Genomic DNA, 17,147 nt, shown 5'->3' on the forward strand with positions numbered 1-17,147 from the left:
ACACAGTAATGCTGCTACTACTGCGGCAGCTACTCAAAGCGGCTTATCCGAGGTAGTAAAATCCATGCCTACAATAAAAGACAAAACAGCTTAGTTTATCTTGCTGCTTTCCAACTTTCATTGAGAAATTCCTTTAACTTAATTTTCAATACATAATTAAATTTCTACACTACTATTTGCCTTTGCTCACGTACATTTTGTATGTTCCGCAGGCTCAGTCGTCAATTCATCTTGTCTAAAGCTTTCTGAATCTAGCTCTATCTGCTTCTATTTTATTGTTGTAAAAAAGTTGCTACAAATTATTAATTTAAATGTATTGGGGTTAATATTAATGAAAGAATCAAAAATATTAAGAAAATTTTTAGTAACGGCATCATTATGCGGAACATTATTCACTAGCTCTAATACTGCAGGAGCAACAATTCCTAATCTCGGTAGCGTAAGCTTGAGTACCGGTGCCGGGTCTTGTAGGAGAAGTATTTAATAACGGCAATATTATTCAAATAGCGGTTTGGAATTAAAATATCGGCCGATAAAGCAAATGCTGTTATTGGCGGGATAAATACATTAATAACACTACCTGCTTTTGGTGGGGTTGAGGTAAGTCAAAATGTATCAATAGGTCTCTTAGTGCAACAGTAGGTCTTACTCCTAATTTCGGTCCTCTTAAATTTATTAATAATAATGTTACGTCAATTATTACCGGAGTCGGTAATCAAACATTTAGTAATATAGATTTCGCCGGTAAGAATTCTACTTTATAAATTAATAACGGTTTAAATATTATAACTCAGATAGATAATACGGTAACTGGCAATAACGGTACAATAACATTTGCAGGTACGGGTACTATATCAAATCACATAGGTCTAACTAACTCTCTTTCCGGAATAAATGTAGGAAACGGGGAAGCACAGATTTATATGCCCGGAACAGGTAATATTACAATTAATGCTGCAAATATAAATCTCACTAACTATAACTCTATACTTACTCTTTTTGACGGTAATATAACAACGTTAACGGGTAATATAAATAATACTACCGGCGTTGACAATCAAGGGATACTAAATCTAGCTCATGATCTTGGTAGTAGTAACATAATAATAGGTGATATAGGTAATATAGGCTCATTAGCTGCAGTAAATGTTTTACTTGGGGCGGCCTTAATTCTACAATATTAAAAGCTACTAATATTAATTTACAAAGTATATACGTCCGTACTTAATTTAGATGACGACATAACGGTTACGGGTAATATAAACGGTGCTAACGGAGTAAACGGTACATTAAATTTTATAGGGAATGCTACATTTAACGGAAATATAAATAATTTAAATATACTTCAGTGTAATGGAGGTAACGGTAAGATTCTTGATTTACAAGGTAATACTACGGTAAATAGTATTGTTTTTGCAGATAGTGTTTTAGCTTCGGGAACTATAAGTGTTAACGGTCTATTAGATGTAGGAGGTATTACTTTTAATAATAGTAATGCTAGCGGCGGTACTTTAATAATAAATACCGAAAATACAATCAATGTTGCATTATTAAACGCTATAAAAGCAAAAATACAAATAAATGCTAATTTAACAATCAATGATCCAAGTGCCGGAGATATAGGTGATATTAGAATAGCGGATAATACGACATATACAATAGATGCAGCAAATGGGAATGTAAATTTGCTAAATAACGGTGCTACGATAATATTTGAAGGACCAAATTCAGAATTAGATTTAGTGCATACTAGTAACATAAATTATAGGCAATTTACCTTATATAATAATTTAAACAAATCTGGCAATGATGAATATGGAATAGTGCGAATAGGAGCAATCACAAAATACCTAACTATAGTAAATAACGGTGGACCTTATACTATAGGGCAGGATAATACCCATCGCCTTAAGAATTTCATAGTAGACGGAGCAGGTGATGTCGTAGTCGATAATACGGTATTTACGAAGTTACTTAGTATGAATAGTACGGAGCAGGTAACATTTAACCAAGCTTTAGACCTAGGAGCGGGTGGTAACATATTATTTAGAGCAGATGGTGAGTTAATAGTAAATGGTGTGACCGGTTCAGTTACGACCTCTGCAAATAACCAAGGAACACTGACAATACAAAGCGGTAATGTTAACGGTACGATTGGAGCTAACGGCAGCAGCTTAAAACTCATAAATATCGGAGCAAAAACCCCATTACGTTCTTAGCTAATGTATTTGCTCCCGTAGCTTTAAATAAGAATGGCTCTATTTTAGCTTTAGCAGATGGGGTTACGCTAACCGGAGCAGTGACAACTACTGCCGGAGACGGAAGCGGTAAGTTAATATTTGCAGGTGATGGCACGGTAACAGGTAGCGTAGGAGCAAATGGAGCAGTACTTAGCACCGGCGGTGTAGGCGGTACATTTTGAATTTTATAGGTGACGGTAATGTAACTCAAAATATAGGTACGGATGCTGCAAATAGCCCTGCTAAATTCTTATTAAATTCTATAAATTTTAATTTTTGTTAAAAATGAGCTTATAGATAGAATAATAAAAAGTTTTAAGAATACAATAGAAATTTAACTAAAAGTGTGAATAGATGAATTGAGGTTGCTTTAAGGAATATACAAAGTTAGTTTTTTATAATATTTAAAATTCGGAATTTAAAAGAGTTTAATATAACAATTAAAATAAAAGGAGCATATGGATTTTTTAGAAAACGACGGGAAATTCCGAAACCCTGAAAGGGCTTGGCGAGAGTGACGGGACTCGAACCCGCGACCTTCTGCGTGACAGGCAGATGCTCTAACCAACTGAGCTACACCCCCTTATATACTCTTCTGCTTTTAAGAATTGCTATTGCATTTTATCAAGGATTCTCATCCTCATCTATTAAGTATAGGTTGCGGGTGCTCACCTCTCAAAATAAAATTCAATTCTTGAAATCATTTGAGTATATATCAAAGATAACAATGTATATAACAATTCTTCTATTTCTGCAAGAGTAAAATATCGTATTTTATCAAAAAATATACAGAACCTAAAGTTTAGATTTTATAGCTTATTCCTAATATTATAATTACTAGATATCTCTATTAATCCAAATTAGTCACTACTAGTTGAAGCCTTGAAAATTATTATACTTTTTAAGGACTTTGTTAAAAAAGAAAAACCTATTGGTTACATTTATTTTTAAAATCTTACTTTATTAATAATTATTAGAGGTTTTATATGACTAAACCATATGTCATTAAATTAACTACTCCTTTTGAGCGCATTAAACTTTATAATCCTATACCCAATATTGCTCTTAGAAGTGCTATTATTATGCAGGCAATAATAGATGCAACTAATACTTCTATCAAGAAAGAGGCAACAAAAGCAGAATATAACGCTAAAAAATGGCTTTTTGAAAATAATGAAAATTTTAATGCTACCTGCTTAGAAATCGGCATTGAGCCTAATTATGTAAGAAAGACTGCTAAAAAACTAATTAAATCGCAACAAAATAAGGATAAGCGTCCTAAACTCTACGGCTAAAATTTAAATAAATTAATTTGTAATAAAACTTGAAATTACTCTAAATATAAATTAATTGTATAGGTGTTACTTAGTAACGCCTATATATTAATTATTTCAGATTATAAAGGTTATTTATGATTATTTCAGTTTCAGGTCAACATATTTCTATCGGTAATAATTTACAAGAATATTCAAAAGAGAGGGCTACGCAAGTTGTTAAAAAATATTTTACCGATATAATAAATATAGATATACATTTTTCAAAAGAGGGAATTAACTTTAAATGTGATATTATAGTAAAATATGGCTCAGGTAAACATAATATAGTCAAAAGTAATGATAGTTGTAGCGATATATATGTAGCTTTTGATAAAGCTATGTCAAAACTAGAAAAACAGCTTAGAAAATATAAATCAAAATTCAAAAATCATCATGCGGGTAAAGTAAAAATATCAGAAATTGCTTACGAAGGTACCAAATATATTATTAATCCGCAATCTGATAGTGAAACCTCTAACGCCGCAGATAATGATAATCCGGCAATTATCGCTGAAAAGCCTGTAGAAATATTAAAATTATCAGTCAAAGAAGCGGTAATGAAAATGGATTTAGAAGATTTACCCGCAGTAGTATTTAAAAATATAAATAATGATCGTATCAATATAGTTTATTATCGTAAAGACGGTAATATTTCTTGGGTAGATTATAATTAATGCTCATTATCCCTTACAAAGGAGTTACGCCAAGAATTGATAAAAGTGCATATATTGCCGAAAGCAGCTCTTTAATAGGAGATGTTGAAATAGGTTAATTCAAGCATTTGGTTTAATACGGTTCTTAGAGGCGACGTTGAATCGATAAAAATAGGAAATAATACTAACGTACAAGACGGTCGTGTAATTCATACTTCAAGATTTAACGGACTGGTAGAAATAGGCGATAATATAACTATCGGTCATCTCTCTCTTATTCATGCCTGTACAATACATAATAATGCTTTTATCGGTATGAGTGCTACGATAATGGATTATGCAGTAATAGAAGAATATGCTTTTATTGCTGCAGGAAGTCTTATCCCGCCAAAGAAGATAATTAAATCTCAAGAATTATGGATGGGATCCCCTGCAAAATTTGTTAGATATTTAACCGATCAAGATTTAGAATATATGCAAGATAATGTAAGAAATTATGTAGAACTTGCAAATGTTTATAAGATACTCGTTTAATTTAAAAAATTGGCGTAGTTGTTTCATATTTTTTGAACGCAGCGTAGACAAACAACTACGCCAATTTTTTAAATTAAACTTCGTCTATCTACTTTTCACTTATCAAGAGTATATAAGGAATCCTTAAATGCCTTAACCGTATTTTTAAGTAAAAACGCAATAGTCATCGGCCCGATGCCGCCTGGGACGGGAGTAATATATTTTACTTTAGACTGAACATTTCCAAAATCAACATCACCGATAATTTTATTGCCGCTAATTCTATTAATGCCTACATCAATTACTATAGATTCAGGATTAAAATATTCTGCAGTTAATTTTAAAGGTGAGCCTATTGCAGCAACGACAATATCGGCTTTAGAAGTAATAGAGCTTAAATTGTGTGTTTTAGAATGACAAATAGTAACGCTGCAATTTTCTTTTAATAGTAAAGCACTTAAAGGTTTTCCTACTATATTTGAGCGTCCAATAATTACAACGTTTTTACCGGTTAAATTAGGTTCGTATTTTTTTATAACTGCAAGACAACTAAAAGCAGTGCAGGGAATAAAGCCTTGACTAATCCCGCTATGTAAGTAACCGACATTTAAAGGGTGGAAACCATCGATATCTTTAGAAGGTGATACTGCCGATAAAATTTTATTTTTATCTATGGAGCTTGGCAAAGGAAGCTGCACTATAATTCCTGAAATCTCGTTATCAAGGTTTAACTCATTGATTTTTGATATTAAATCATTAGTATGAATAGTAGTAGATAGATTTACTAATAAAGTATAAATTCCTATTTTATGTGCATTTTTTATTTTGTTTCTTACATAAATAATGCTTGCCGGATTATCGCCTACTAGGACTATAGCAAGCTTCGGTGAAGAGTTGGTTTGGTTTGTAAGTTCTTGAATTTCTAGCTTTAAGTCTGCTAGTATCTCATTGGCTAATGCTTTACCATCAATTATATTATTCACTCTTATTTTTGTCTCCGTTCAGTTTTAACGTCATTGCGAGGAAATTACGTCAGTAATTGACGAAGCAATCTCAGGAGTGTGTTATTGTTTCATGAGATTGTCACGCTCTCTACGGTTGCTCGCAATGACGATCTCTTTATTTAGTAACGCTCTTACTTCTTTTCCCCGTATTTGGTAGTAGAATACTCAAAATGTAGAGCCTTGCCGTCAAATACTCTACTATAAGCATGATGAAGACTGCTTGCCGCTTCAGCAAAACCCGTAAGAATCAGCTTAAGCTTACCGACATAATGAGCAATATCGCCAATGGCGTAAATACCTTCTATATTAGTTTGATAATAGGAAGAGTCTACTTCAATATGGTGAAGCTTAACATTTAAACCCCAATTTGCTAAGCTACCTAAATCTTGTTTTAAACCAAAAAAAGGTAGTAATATATTGGCATCCAATTTGCGAGTATTATTTTGTAAATCTTTAACTATAACCGATTGAAGTTCACTATTATTACCATCTAAAGCATTTAATTGATAACCGGTTACTAACTCGATTTTATCGGTTTCTGCAATATGCCTTAATTGCCTTACGCTTGCAGGAGCTGCCGTAAATTTATCCCGCCTATGTACTAAATATATTTTATTTGCAATATCTGAAAGAGAAATAGCCCAGTCAACAGCTGAATCCCCGCCGCCTGCTATAACTATATTTTTACCCACAAATTTGCTTTTATCATTGATGAAATAAAAAACCGACTTGCTTTCAAAATCTTCAATATTCGCAAGGAGCGGTTTGTTTGGACCGAATGAACCTGCTCCTGCTGCAATAATAATAACTTTGCTTTTAATAAGAGTGCTTTTTGAGGTTTTAATTTTAAAAAAATCATCTTGTTTATTTAGCTTTATAGCTTGCTGATTTAAATGATATATAGGGTTAAAAGGAGCTGCTTGAAGTTCTAACTGTTTTATTAGCTCTTCTGCTGCAATTTTAGGATATGCCGGTATATCGTAAATAGGCTTTTCAGGATATAGGGTAATACACTGACCGCCGATAACTTCTTGTGCATCAATAACATGACATTTCATGCCAAGCATTCCTGCTTGAAAAACTGCAAATAATCCAACCGGACCGGCACCTATTATTACAACATCAGTATTATACATACTTTTTATATTTAAATTTTAAAAAAGATTTTATTAGATATTGAGGAAATAATCAATGGTTATGTGAGTATATTTATAGAAATCCAACATTTTCGCAGGGGGATTTTTAAAAACTGTCGGATATTATACTAGACGAGATGCATTTAAAGGTTGTGCTGCATTCCACTTTTCTTCTACTGGTTCTAATATATCCGCTTTTCTCGGCTTTGTTTTTTAGCATACCGAATAATGAGATTTTTTAGTATTTATAGGTAATATTTGTGCTACTTCCCTATCTCTTTTGGTAATTATAATAGATTTTTTATCTGTTTGTAATTTTTCTATTATTTATTGCAAGGCAATGAGATTTAATTTGACTGATTGCTATTTTAATAGTCATTTTATAACCTGCAAAAATAAAAGTATTATTATAGTCAAATAAAGTAGTCAATTATATTTCTATTTATAGCTAATTTGGGTTATATTTCATTATATTTTAATGTAAAAAAAAATTAAAGAAAAACCAAAATAAATTCTGTGGGATATAATCAATTCATATTTAAATATAACCATTTCTTAAACTAGCCTTGTAAAATCGTTAAACTTTGCAAAAGATTAATAATAGAAATTAATTCTTTTTATTATAAATTATGAAAATTAAGATTCTACGAAATATTATCGGTTTTATTATCTTAACTATAAGTACGGGCAATAGTTTTGCCTCCTCCGCTAATGCTGTTTTCCTTGTTAGTGCGACGGTTTTACCGTTTTGTATAGTTACGGTTACTCCTTTAGCTTTCGGTACATATGTTCCAACTGCCGATGCTCTGCAAACAAATACAATGATAATAAAGTGTACTTTATAAATTATACTGTTTCATTAAATGCCGGTACCGCACCTGCTGCTACAACTAGTACCCGTAAAATGACTGGTCTTGTTAACACTACTAGTTATTTACCTTATAATCTTTACTCCAATGCAGGGAGAACGCAGAATTGGGGAAATCAATCAAGTGACTGGGTAATTGGAACAGGACTAGATCAAACGCTCACAATATACAGCAAAATACTTCAAGGCGCAAATGTTCCTTCCGATACTTATAATGATACAATTACAGTAACCGTGGCATGTTGATATTATGAAAAAATATTTTTTAAGATTTCTACCTATTCTATCTATATTCTTAACTTTTAATTCTTTTACCAGTGCCACTATCGTACCTGTCAATATAGAGATAAACAAAGGTAATAAAATAGCAACTATGACGGTGCAAAATAATGATTATGCACCTAAAAAGTTTCAATTAATTCTTTTAAAGCGTACATATAAAGATGAAAGATTTAGTGGCAACTCCGGTAACATTTACCTTACATGACGGTAAAATACAATTGATACGGGTAGCTTTAAAAAACACACAGAATTATTCTACTAAAGCAAAAGACTATAGAATTTTTATAAAAGAATTACCTCGTAGAGTGAAGTGAGAGAATAGTGTTACCTCTACCGTAGATCTTGTGTGGTCCAGCATAGCATACCTATAACAATATCAGGTTAAAAATCTTTAAAACTAAATAAATTAAAGCAATGTGCTTTTTAAATACAATAATATCGGTTTATAGGTATTATTTTTTATACCGGTGAGTTTTGCATATGGAGTTATATCGGAATCTCTTGGCGATACTTCGCATTGAATCGCAGCGGATACAAACGTACATGAGGATAAGGAGTTAGGGTTATTGCCCCAATTATTACCTCTAGCAGTAGAATTTGAGAAGAGCGCTAATGAAATTGCGGGTGAGAGTGAATTGATTGTTTCGTTAAAAGTTAATTATACCGAAACCGATATATTGCCGACTATAGTGCAAAACACTCAAGGTCATTATTTAATTCCTCTTGAAGATATAGAACATTTTGATGTTCAAGAAGATGATCTTAAGCAGGGTTTAGTGAATTATCATGATACTGCATATATTAATTTAGATTTGCTTGAGGGTACTAAATATGGTTTAAACTTTGAGAATTTAGATTTAAATATTACTTTTCTAGCGGAAAAAATGCAACCTCAATCATTTGATGTTTCGGGTGGTCCTATGCAGAACGTCGATACTAAACTTATTAGTGGGGTATATTTAAACTATGATGTGGCTCTTAGTCCAAATGATGATATTAATTATTTAGCCGGAGTAGAGGAACTCAATTATTTCACTGAAAACGGTGTATATAGTTATAGTTTCTTATTTCAAACTGAAGCCGTTAAATCAAATTTGTCTAAAATCACAAATACCACAAAAAACCAAAATAAATTTACACGTTTAGACACAAATTGGACATATGAGAATGTGGATAAGATGACTAATTGGTGGGTAGGGGTAGGCATAACTAAAGCGTCTTCTTGGTCTAATTCAACTAGATTTGCCGGTATTCAGTATGCTACTAATTTTGCAGTTAGACCGAATTTAGTTACCTATCCGTGACTGGATTTTAGAGGGAAATCAGAACTTCCAAGCAGTATAGAGATATTTTCAAATAGTATACCTATATATAATGCTAAAGCTCATATGGGGGATTTTGATATAACCAATATTCCGGTTATCACCGGTAGAGGTGATTTAATAGTTAAAACGCAAGATATCACCGGTAAAGTTCAGACAATGACTATTCCTTATTATGCATAACCGAGTTTATTACGTCCCGGGCTTTCAAATTTCGCTTACGAAGCAGGTTTTCAAAGACAAGATTTTACTATATATAGCAATGCTTATAAATATTTAGTTCTAAATACTGATTATATGCTTGGTATGAATGATTATTTAACAAGCGGCGGACATTTTGAATTTTTAAAAAATAATGGAACAGTAGGGGTAACTAATAATTTTAAAATCGGCAATTTTGGCATTATAGGCATTTCAGCTGCAAATAATATCAAAAATTTCGGTTGCTCTCAAAGAATTAATTGCAGCTATACTTATGAATCGGAATCTTTTGATATTAATAGTAATTATCAGGACGTATATAACTATCCCGATAAAATTTTCTCAAGTTTAAATTATCAGATTTTCAGCTAGCTGCGGTAATACCGATTTTGGTAATATAAGTGTTAATTTTTTGTCTTTTGTCGTAAATAACACAATACAAAAAGGTAAACGCTCAAATATATTATCATCAACTTATCAAAGAAATATTACTAAAAAAGGTTTCTTAAGTTTTACTATAGGTACCGATTTAAACAGTAAACATAAAAATAATTTTGCCTATATACCATTTAACTTAAATTTAGATTCCAATAAAAGCATTTCATTGACCGATTTATATCAAAATCAATATCATACGAAGCAACTTGGTGTTTCCTCGCTGATTACTTCAAATATGGGATGGGGATATATCAAGAGTGATTTGTGTCAAGTCAAAAATCTAAAAAAAAAATAAATATTTATATTGAATAAATTATTATTCTCGTGTCTACTTAGGTGAAAATTCTATACACTGAATATGGTGTCATTTTTTTAAAATAAGCATTATGAATAACGCCTATAACCCCACTAGTACCTATAATGAACACGCTTAAAAAAAATAAATTTCAAATAACTATAAACAACAACCATAACAATTTACTTACTCCTTTCGGTAAAGCTATTCTGCGAGATCGATATCTTATGAAAGGTGAGGATTTTCAAGATTTATTTGCAAGAGTTTCTAGTTATTATGCCGAAAATAAACAGCATGCTCAGAAGTTATATGAATATATGAGTAAAATGTGGTTTATGCCAGCAACACCAATCTTAAGTAACGGCGGAACGGATAGGGGACTTCCTATTTCATGCTTCTTGAATGAAACCGATGATAGCTTAGATGATATAGTAAATTTATGGACAGAAAATGTTTGGCTTGCTGCACGCGGTGGCGGGATTGGCAGTTATTGGGGTAATGTTCGTGCTATTAATGAAGGGATTCGTGATAAAGGTCATTCATCCGGTATTATACCGTTTATTAAAGTAATGGATTCTATGACTCTTGCTATTTCGCAAGGTTCTATTAGACGAGGTTCATCGGCTGTATATTTGCCTATTAATCACCCTGAAATTGAAGAATTTATCGATATAAGACGTCCGACAGGTGGGGATGTTAACCGTAAAGCTCTTAATATTCATCACGGTATAACTATAACCGATGAATTTATGAAAGCAGTTGAAAACAATACGGATTTTGACCTTGTTAGTCCTGCTACCAAAAAAGTCGTAAATAAAGTTAGAGCAAGAGATTTATGGGTTAAGTTATTAACTACTAGAATAGAAACAGGTGAGCCTTACTTGTTATTTATCGATAGTGTTAATAAATCTATCCCTGAGCATCATAAAAAATTAGGGCTTCAAGTTAAAATGTCTAATCTTTGTAGTGAAATTACATTGCCGACGGGAATTGACCATCTAGGAAAGTCAAGAACTGCTGTTTGCTGTCTTTCCTCCTTAAATTTAGAGTATTACGAAGAGTGGAAAGATGATAAAGAATTTATCCATTCTATTATGTTGTTCCTTGATAATGTTTTAGAAGACTTTATTAATAAAGCACCGGATACTATGGCAAGAGCTAAATATTCGGCTTTACGTGAGCGAAGCGTTGGACTTGGTGTAATGGGCTTCCACTCATTTTTGCAAATGAAAAGAGTACCGATAGAATCGGTTATGGCAAAAGTTTGGAATAAAAAAATATTTGCATATATATCTGCTGAAGCTGATAAAGCCTCAATAGAAATCGGTAAAGAAAAAGGAGCATGTCCTGATGCTCTAGACGCAGGAAGTAATGAACGATTTAGCAATCAAACCGCAATAGCACCTACCGCCTCAATTTCGGTAATAGCAGGTAATGCTTCACCCGGAATAGAGCCGTTTGCTGCTAATAGCTTTGTACAAAAGACTTTAACCGGTTCTTTTAACGTGCGTAACAAACATTTAGAAAAGTTATTAGAGGAGAAAGGATTTAATAATGATCAAGTTTGGTCTTCGATTGCAACACATGAAGGATCAGTACAACATTTAACATTTTTATCCGAAGAAGAAAAACAGGTTTTCAAAACCGCTTACGAAATTGATCAGAATTGGCTAATTGACTTGGCAAGCGATCGTACTCCTTACATTACGCAAGCACAATCTTTAAACATCTTTTTACCAGGGAATGTTAGTAAGAAATATTTAAATAATATTCATTTTAAAGCCTGGACAAAAGGAGTAAAAAGTTTATATTACTGTAGATCGACATCAATACAGCGAGCCGATAAGGTCTCGCATGACGTATTAAAGGCCGATTTTAAAGATTTAGAGGAACAAAACGATAAGTTAGCAGAAGCCGGTAACTACGAAGAATGCTTAGCTTGTCAGTAAGTATAATATAACTATGCAAAGATATTTAGACCCAATAAATGACTTAGCATTTAAAAAATTGTTTATGGATAAAACAAGGTTACTAAGCTTTCTCAATAATATTATGAGGTTACCTGAAGAGTTGGATGATCGACCTTGAATATATTTCAAACGAACAAGTACCGGATTTAGGGCAGAATAAAAGGAGTATAGTAGACGTAAAAGTTAGAGATAACTCCGGCAATATTTATATTGTTGAGATGCAAAACGGCTATGCCGATGCTTTTTTAGCAAGAGTACAATTTTACAGTTGTATAGCATTTTCTTCGCAATTAATAAAGAGGAAAAGAATATGCTGATCTAGCTCCTGTAGTAATGGTAGTAATTACTTCTGGGTTTCAGGCATTGCCCGAGGAAAAGGAATGTATTAGCTATCATCAAACTATTAATGTCGGCAACGGTAAGCATCAACTTAAATGCTTGTCTTACGTATTTGTTGAATTAGACAAGTTTACTAAAGCAGCAGATGAGTTAGAAAGCTTAGAAGATGGTTGGTTATATATGATGGCTAAATTCGATAGAGCAAAAGAACTCCCGCAACATACAAAAGATGTAGTATTATCAGTCTATAAAACTATTGAAACTGGAGCGAAGCAGAATATGATAATTATATTAAAGCGATGCTTGCTGCTCAAACGGAAGAGTTAAATCAAAAAACTAAATATAATGAGGGGCAAGCTGAGGGTATTGAAATTGGAGAAACTAGAAGAAATACAGAAATAGCAAAAGAAATGTTAGCGGATAATGAGCCGATAAAGAAAATAATTAAATATACTAAACTTTCAAAAGAAGAAATAGAAAAATTATGTCACTACTTGATGCAAGGCCAATTTATAAACCGTTTTCATATCCATGGGCATATGAAGCTTGGCACACTCAACAAAAAATTCATTGGCTACCGGAAGAAGTACCGCTTGCCGACGATGTTAAAGATTGGAAATATAACTTAACTTCAGGGGAAAAACATCTATTAACGCAAATATTTCGTTTTTTTACACAGGCAGATATTGAAGTGAATAATTGCTATATGAAGCATTATTCACGAGTATTTAAACCGACTGAAATATTAATGATGTTATCGGCATTTTCTAATATGGAAACGGTACATATCGCAGCATATTCACATTTACTTGATACGGTAGGTATGCCGGAAGTAGAATATTCAGCATTTCTTAAATATAAGGAAATGAAAGACAAGTATGATTATATGCAGCAATTCGGAGTGGATACCAAAGAAGATATAGCAACTACACTCGCAGTATTTGGAGCTTTTACTGAAGGATTACAGCTATTTGCTTCTTTTGCGATCATGCTTAATTTCCCTCGTTTTAATAAAATGAAAGGTATGGGACAGATTATTGCTTGGTCAGTGCGTGATGAAACACTTCATACTAACTCAATTATTACTCTGTTTAAGACTTTTGTAAGAGAAAACCCTGAAGTTTGGACGGAAACTTTACGTAAACGTATTTATGAAGCTTGTACGACTATTGTGCATTTTGAAGATGCATTTATTGAACTTGCTTTTGAAGTTGGCGGTATTGAGGGATTAACGGCATATGAAGTAAGACAATATATTCGTTATATTGCCGACCGTCGTTTAATGCAGCTAGGACTCAAAGATGTATATTTAGTAAATCATAACCCCCTTCTTTGGCTTGATGAAATGCTAAACGGAGTCGAGCATACGAACTTTTTTGAAAATAGAGCAACTGAATATTCAAAAGCAGCGACTACCGGTTCATGGGAAGAAGTATTCACTGAGATGGACGCCAAAAGCGAAGGCTAAATAATATACTCAGATAGAACTTGAAAAATTGGCAGCCATGTCTTTGTAAGTCCTCGGATGCTGAACATGTTGTGTCAAAGTATACATATTAACAACAACAATAACAAAAAATGAAAAATACCTGATCTTTATTTTTTAAAATAGATTTAGAATATTTAAAAATTTCGAGTAATTTTATGGCTGTTATAAATAATAAAAACTATCAAAAAGTTGTAGAAAAAGTTTTATCTTCTTCTAAAGCTAATAAAGTACTAAAGAGTGCAATTAAGGACTTATCATCTTCAAAGAGTATAAGCTTAAGAACGATATTACTCGGAGTAAGATTTATTTTAACTAATCCTATAAGTACTTATAATCTTGTTAAGCTTGCTAACTCTTCTAAGATATATCTTGATCCGGAATTTCAAAAATCACTTCTTGAAAAATCTCCAATATGGGAATTTTTAAAAAAACATTCGGATGATTTGCCTAAAATAGGTCAAATCTTAGCAAATGCGGGCTTTAGAGAATTTCAAGATAAGAGTGCTTTAGATGAAAAGGGACTCGAAATACTAAAAGAATGTTTTAAAAATGAACAAGTACTTAAAAAACTTCAAGAAATTGCAGTTGCAGTAAAGCAAGAGCTACCGGACTGGAATAAAGTGACTTCTAGAACTTTAGATATGCTGGTTACCGATAAAAACTTCCAAAAATTCTTTAACGAAAAGAGTGAAGATATTACGAAATACATACGTACAGGAGCAACTGAAATACTTCTAAGCGATTATATAAAAACTTTTGATGATATATTACAAAAACCCGAAAAGAAAAATTTATTAAAAATATTTAATGAACATCCTGATTTTAAGCAAGAACTGGCTAAAAATATAAACAATCCTAATACTCTAAAAAGATTTACTAAGTTATCTCCTGAAAAACAAATAATTATTGAAAATTTCTTAGAAGAAGCAAAAGAACAAGCTAAACCTTTCTTAAAAGAACATTTTGAAACCTACAAAATTGATCTTAAAATTTTAGATATTATTCCTACTTTATTAAATAAAATGCCTGAGACAAAAGAGATTTTTGATACTCTTAATGCTCCAAATCAAGGTGTAATGATATCTCTTGAGAAATCCTTAGAAATGGTAGCTGGTGATGATAAATTAAAAAGTTTTTTTGCTAATAATAAAACAATCTTACCAAATATTGCTTTAGGTATTATTGAAAATACTCCTAGCGTACAAAGCATAACAAAAGAATATAATTTTGATAAACAAATGCTTAGTATTGTAGGCGAAGTTATGTCCAAACCGGAAATTGCTCATGAGATTATTGCAGACTTAAATAAAGGCGATTATATGAGTTTAACCGGTAATATAATCTCCGCCCTTAATGATCCTTCATTTAAATTAAAAGATATATTAGTAGAGCAAAGTAAAGAAGGTCTATTTGATAATTTAATCACAGGAGTTTTAGAACAAGATGCAAAAAATAGCCAAACTATAAAACAACAACTTATAAATTATGGTCTGGAAGCGAGTGATGTTACAAAGCTAACGAGCATAATGCCTATATTACTTGATAAATCTGAATCATTAAAAAAGGTTTTTCGAGATTTTATTAAAGGTGATTATACGGGAATGGCAAAAGAGTTAATAGCTTTAACTAAAGACAATCCTGAAATTAAAAAATATTTAAACAATAATAGAGAAATATTTGCAAGTATTTTAGATAAAACTTTAGTAGACATACCAGGTATAAATAACCTTGATAAGAAAGAATTATATAATGTACTTCCATCAATGTTAAACCATCCTAATGAATTAGTTAAAGTTATAGAAGAGGCTGAAAAAAGTAATTATCGTGGGGTTGCTAGTGCTATATATAATCTAGCTCAAAAAACAAATTATTTGGAAGGGCAATTGCCGAATATTATAAAAGCAGGTTTTAGCTATGCTACTGAAAAAGTAAAAGACGTATTTAGTCCATCACAAGATTTTAAAGATAAAACTATAGATGAAATTACTCTTAGAAATAATTTACATAAAATACAAAATGGAAAATTCAGCTTAGAGGGAGCTATATTAGTAGGTAATTTATCTAATATCGACTTCTCAGGCGTATCATTAAAAAATGCAGATTTAACTAAAGTAACTTCTTTAAAAGATTGTAATTTTAAAAATATTAATTTAGCAGAGGCTAAATTACCTGATAATTTAATGCTACTTACTGATACTTACAATCTTGATAAGGCTATCCCTCCTTTAATACCTAAACTAATTCAAGAACAACAAGCAAAATTAATTGATAAGGCAATTGATAAAGTATTTTTACAAATACAAGCTGAAGGAAAAAGAAATGTACTTAGTAAAAAAGAAATTGCTCAACAAGTAAAAAGATTATATGAAGAAAATCAAACGATTAAAGACTATATTATAGAAAAACTAAATTCACTACCTATGAATATGGTTACTAACCTAGCTACTCCTAAAACAAATCAATATAAACATATTACAAATCATGTAAATTCTCCATTACAAATATTGAACCCTTTATATGAAAATATTGCAAATAAACAAAATATTAAGAGTAATTTATTGACAAATATTTTAAGCGAGAAAATATCACAAAAACTTTTTGATAAAGGTGATAATAGAGGTGAAGATTTTTACATGATAAATCAGATGCTCAAACCTATCGTTTCTGAATATTCTAAAGAAAATCCTGATAATATAAATAATTTTTTAGAGCCAAAAAATCTAGAAAAGTTAGCAAGTAATATTGCCTCTACTTTAAATTCTAAATCTAAATATACTGGAGTAGGTACTATTACCGGTGGAATTTATTTACCAAAAGAAATCTTCAATGAACAGTTAAAAGATAACTTTAAAAATGAGTTTGAAAATATTAATAAATTAAATGTTTTAAAAGAAGCAAAAAATATAGTTTCAAATTTAGATAGTAAAGTGCATATAGTAGATAATCACGATAAATCACATACTTACGCATCATTACCTACAAAAAGTAAACAAATACACAGATAACCCCATAAATCTTAGATCAAATTGATTGAATTACCATATTCTGTAATATAAATTAAAATTTAAGTAGTGCTTAATT

At 31.6% G+C, this 17,147-nt stretch carries 19 protein-coding genes, 1 tRNA gene and 3 pseudogenes; 18 read left to right on the plus strand and 5 right to left on the minus strand.

Annotated elements, in window-relative coordinates; all coding sequences use genetic code 11:
- Positions 1–331 precede the first annotated feature (331 nt).
- Together A3305_RS06525 and A3305_RS06535 are read left to right on the plus strand one after the other, a co-directional pair.
- Complete coding sequence (locus A3305_RS06525; protein ID WP_226983898.1) at positions 332–484, plus strand: hypothetical protein; 153 nt, start codon at positions 332–334, stop codon at positions 482–484.
- A gap of 439 nt (positions 485–923) precedes the next feature.
- Complete coding sequence (locus A3305_RS06535; RefSeq protein WP_045799429.1) at positions 924–1,184, plus strand: hypothetical protein; 261 nt, start codon at positions 924–926, stop codon at positions 1,182–1,184.
- A 161-nt stretch (positions 1,185–1,345) separates the two neighbouring features.
- Here A3305_RS06535 and A3305_RS10755 read toward each other — a convergent pair whose 3' ends face one another.
- Complete coding sequence (locus A3305_RS10755) at positions 1,346–1,759, minus strand: hypothetical protein (RefSeq protein WP_014392250.1); 414 nt, start codon at positions 1,757–1,759, stop codon at positions 1,346–1,348.
- Here A3305_RS10755 and A3305_RS10760 point away from each other — a divergent pair.
- Both A3305_RS10760 and A3305_RS11290 read left to right on the plus strand, forming a co-directional pair.
- On the plus strand, positions 1,743–2,219 hold the full coding sequence (locus A3305_RS10760; RefSeq protein ID WP_014392251.1) for a hypothetical protein: 477 nt from the start codon (positions 1,743–1,745) through the stop codon (positions 2,217–2,219). The genes A3305_RS10755 and A3305_RS10760 overlap by 17 nt on opposite strands.
- 80 nt (positions 2,220–2,299) lie before the next feature.
- A complete protein-coding gene (locus tag A3305_RS11290) occupies positions 2,300–2,422 on the plus strand; it encodes a hypothetical protein (protein WP_264357814.1) in 123 nt (40 codons plus the stop codon).
- Positions 2,423–2,746: 324 nt separating this feature from the next.
- Here the strand turns inward: A3305_RS11290 and A3305_RS06555 are convergent.
- Positions 2,747–2,823, minus strand: a tRNA-Asp gene (locus tag A3305_RS06555).
- A gap of 403 nt (positions 2,824–3,226) precedes the next feature.
- On the opposite strand from A3305_RS06555, the gene A3305_RS06560 reads away from it, so the two are divergent.
- From A3305_RS06560 to A3305_RS06570, 3 genes and pseudogenes are all read left to right on the plus strand, one after another.
- A complete protein-coding gene (locus A3305_RS06560; protein ID WP_014392252.1) occupies positions 3,227–3,535 on the plus strand; it encodes a hypothetical protein in 309 nt (102 codons plus the stop codon).
- A gap of 116 nt (positions 3,536–3,651) precedes the next feature.
- Positions 3,652–4,230, plus strand: coding sequence for a ribosome hibernation-promoting factor, HPF/YfiA family (gene hpf / locus A3305_RS06565; protein WP_014392253.1), 579 nt, complete (start codon positions 3,652–3,654; stop codon positions 4,228–4,230).
- Positions 4,230–4,743 (plus strand): annotated as a pseudogene (locus A3305_RS06570) (gamma carbonic anhydrase family protein). The gene hpf and the pseudogene A3305_RS06570 overlap by 1 nt, the downstream one beginning before the upstream one ends.
- A 95-nt stretch (positions 4,744–4,838) precedes the next feature.
- Here A3305_RS06570 and folD read toward each other — a convergent pair.
- From folD to A3305_RS11885, 3 genes and pseudogenes are all read right to left on the minus strand, one after another.
- Entirely contained in the window at positions 4,839–5,705 is an 867-nt protein-coding gene (folD, locus tag A3305_RS06575; protein WP_014392256.1) for a bifunctional methylenetetrahydrofolate dehydrogenase/methenyltetrahydrofolate cyclohydrolase FolD, read from the minus strand.
- Positions 5,706–5,857: 152 nt separating this feature from the next.
- Positions 5,858–6,862, minus strand: a complete 1,005-nt coding sequence (locus A3305_RS06580) for an NAD(P)/FAD-dependent oxidoreductase (protein WP_014392257.1) — start codon at positions 6,860–6,862, stop codon at positions 5,858–5,860.
- Between the two features lie 123 nt (positions 6,863–6,985).
- Positions 6,986–7,241 (minus strand): annotated as a pseudogene (locus A3305_RS11885) (type II toxin-antitoxin system Phd/YefM family antitoxin).
- Between the two features lie 250 nt (positions 7,242–7,491).
- Between A3305_RS11885 and A3305_RS10765 the strand changes: the two are divergent.
- From A3305_RS10765 to A3305_RS06640, 11 genes and pseudogenes are all read left to right on the plus strand, one after another.
- Positions 7,492–7,707 carry a hypothetical protein gene (locus A3305_RS10765; RefSeq protein WP_081120907.1) on the plus strand — a complete coding sequence of 72 codons (216 nt, stop codon included), beginning with the start codon at positions 7,492–7,494 and terminating at the stop codon, positions 7,705–7,707.
- On the plus strand, positions 7,695–7,976 hold the full coding sequence (locus A3305_RS10770; RefSeq protein WP_226983899.1) for a spore coat protein U domain-containing protein: 282 nt from the start codon (positions 7,695–7,697) through the stop codon (positions 7,974–7,976). Before A3305_RS10765 ends, A3305_RS10770 begins: the two co-directional genes overlap by 13 nt.
- Before the next feature lie 127 nt (positions 7,977–8,103).
- Positions 8,104–8,397: pseudogene (locus A3305_RS11615) on the plus strand (fimbria/pilus periplasmic chaperone).
- A 181-nt stretch (positions 8,398–8,578) separates the two neighbouring features.
- A complete protein-coding gene (locus tag A3305_RS10775) occupies positions 8,579–9,316 on the plus strand; it encodes a hypothetical protein (protein WP_226983900.1) in 738 nt (245 codons plus the stop codon).
- A 324-nt stretch (positions 9,317–9,640) separates the two neighbouring features.
- Positions 9,641–9,907, plus strand: a complete 267-nt coding sequence (locus A3305_RS06610; protein WP_144010748.1) for a hypothetical protein — start codon at positions 9,641–9,643, stop codon at positions 9,905–9,907.
- Positions 9,908–9,947: 40 nt separating this feature from the next.
- The gene (locus A3305_RS10780) at positions 9,948–10,268 is read left to right on the plus strand and encodes a hypothetical protein (RefSeq protein ID WP_226983901.1); all 321 of its coding nucleotides are present in this window, start codon (positions 9,948–9,950) and stop codon (positions 10,266–10,268) included.
- A 125-nt stretch (positions 10,269–10,393) separates the two neighbouring features.
- Entirely contained in the window at positions 10,394–12,217 is a 1,824-nt protein-coding gene (locus A3305_RS06620; protein WP_014392260.1) for a ribonucleoside-diphosphate reductase subunit alpha, read from the plus strand.
- Between the two features lie 125 nt (positions 12,218–12,342).
- Positions 12,343–12,555 (plus strand): PD-(D/E)XK nuclease family transposase, encoded by a 213-nt coding sequence (locus tag A3305_RS11295; protein ID WP_050982621.1) that lies wholly within the window; start codon positions 12,343–12,345, stop codon positions 12,553–12,555.
- A 16-nt stretch (positions 12,556–12,571) separates the two neighbouring features.
- Positions 12,572–12,904, plus strand: a complete 333-nt coding sequence (locus A3305_RS11300) for a hypothetical protein (protein WP_264357815.1) — start codon at positions 12,572–12,574, stop codon at positions 12,902–12,904.
- Between the two features lie 157 nt (positions 12,905–13,061).
- Complete coding sequence (locus A3305_RS06635) at positions 13,062–14,045, plus strand: ribonucleotide-diphosphate reductase subunit beta (RefSeq protein ID WP_014392261.1); 984 nt, start codon at positions 13,062–13,064, stop codon at positions 14,043–14,045.
- A 176-nt stretch (positions 14,046–14,221) separates the two neighbouring features.
- Complete coding sequence (locus A3305_RS06640; RefSeq protein WP_014392262.1) at positions 14,222–17,071, plus strand: pentapeptide repeat-containing protein; 2,850 nt, start codon at positions 14,222–14,224, stop codon at positions 17,069–17,071.
- Positions 17,072–17,147: the final 76 nt, after the last annotated feature.

This window comes from Rickettsia amblyommatis (genome assembly GCF_002078335.1).
GTDB lineage: Bacteria > Pseudomonadota > Alphaproteobacteria > Rickettsiales > Rickettsiaceae > Rickettsia > Rickettsia rickettsii.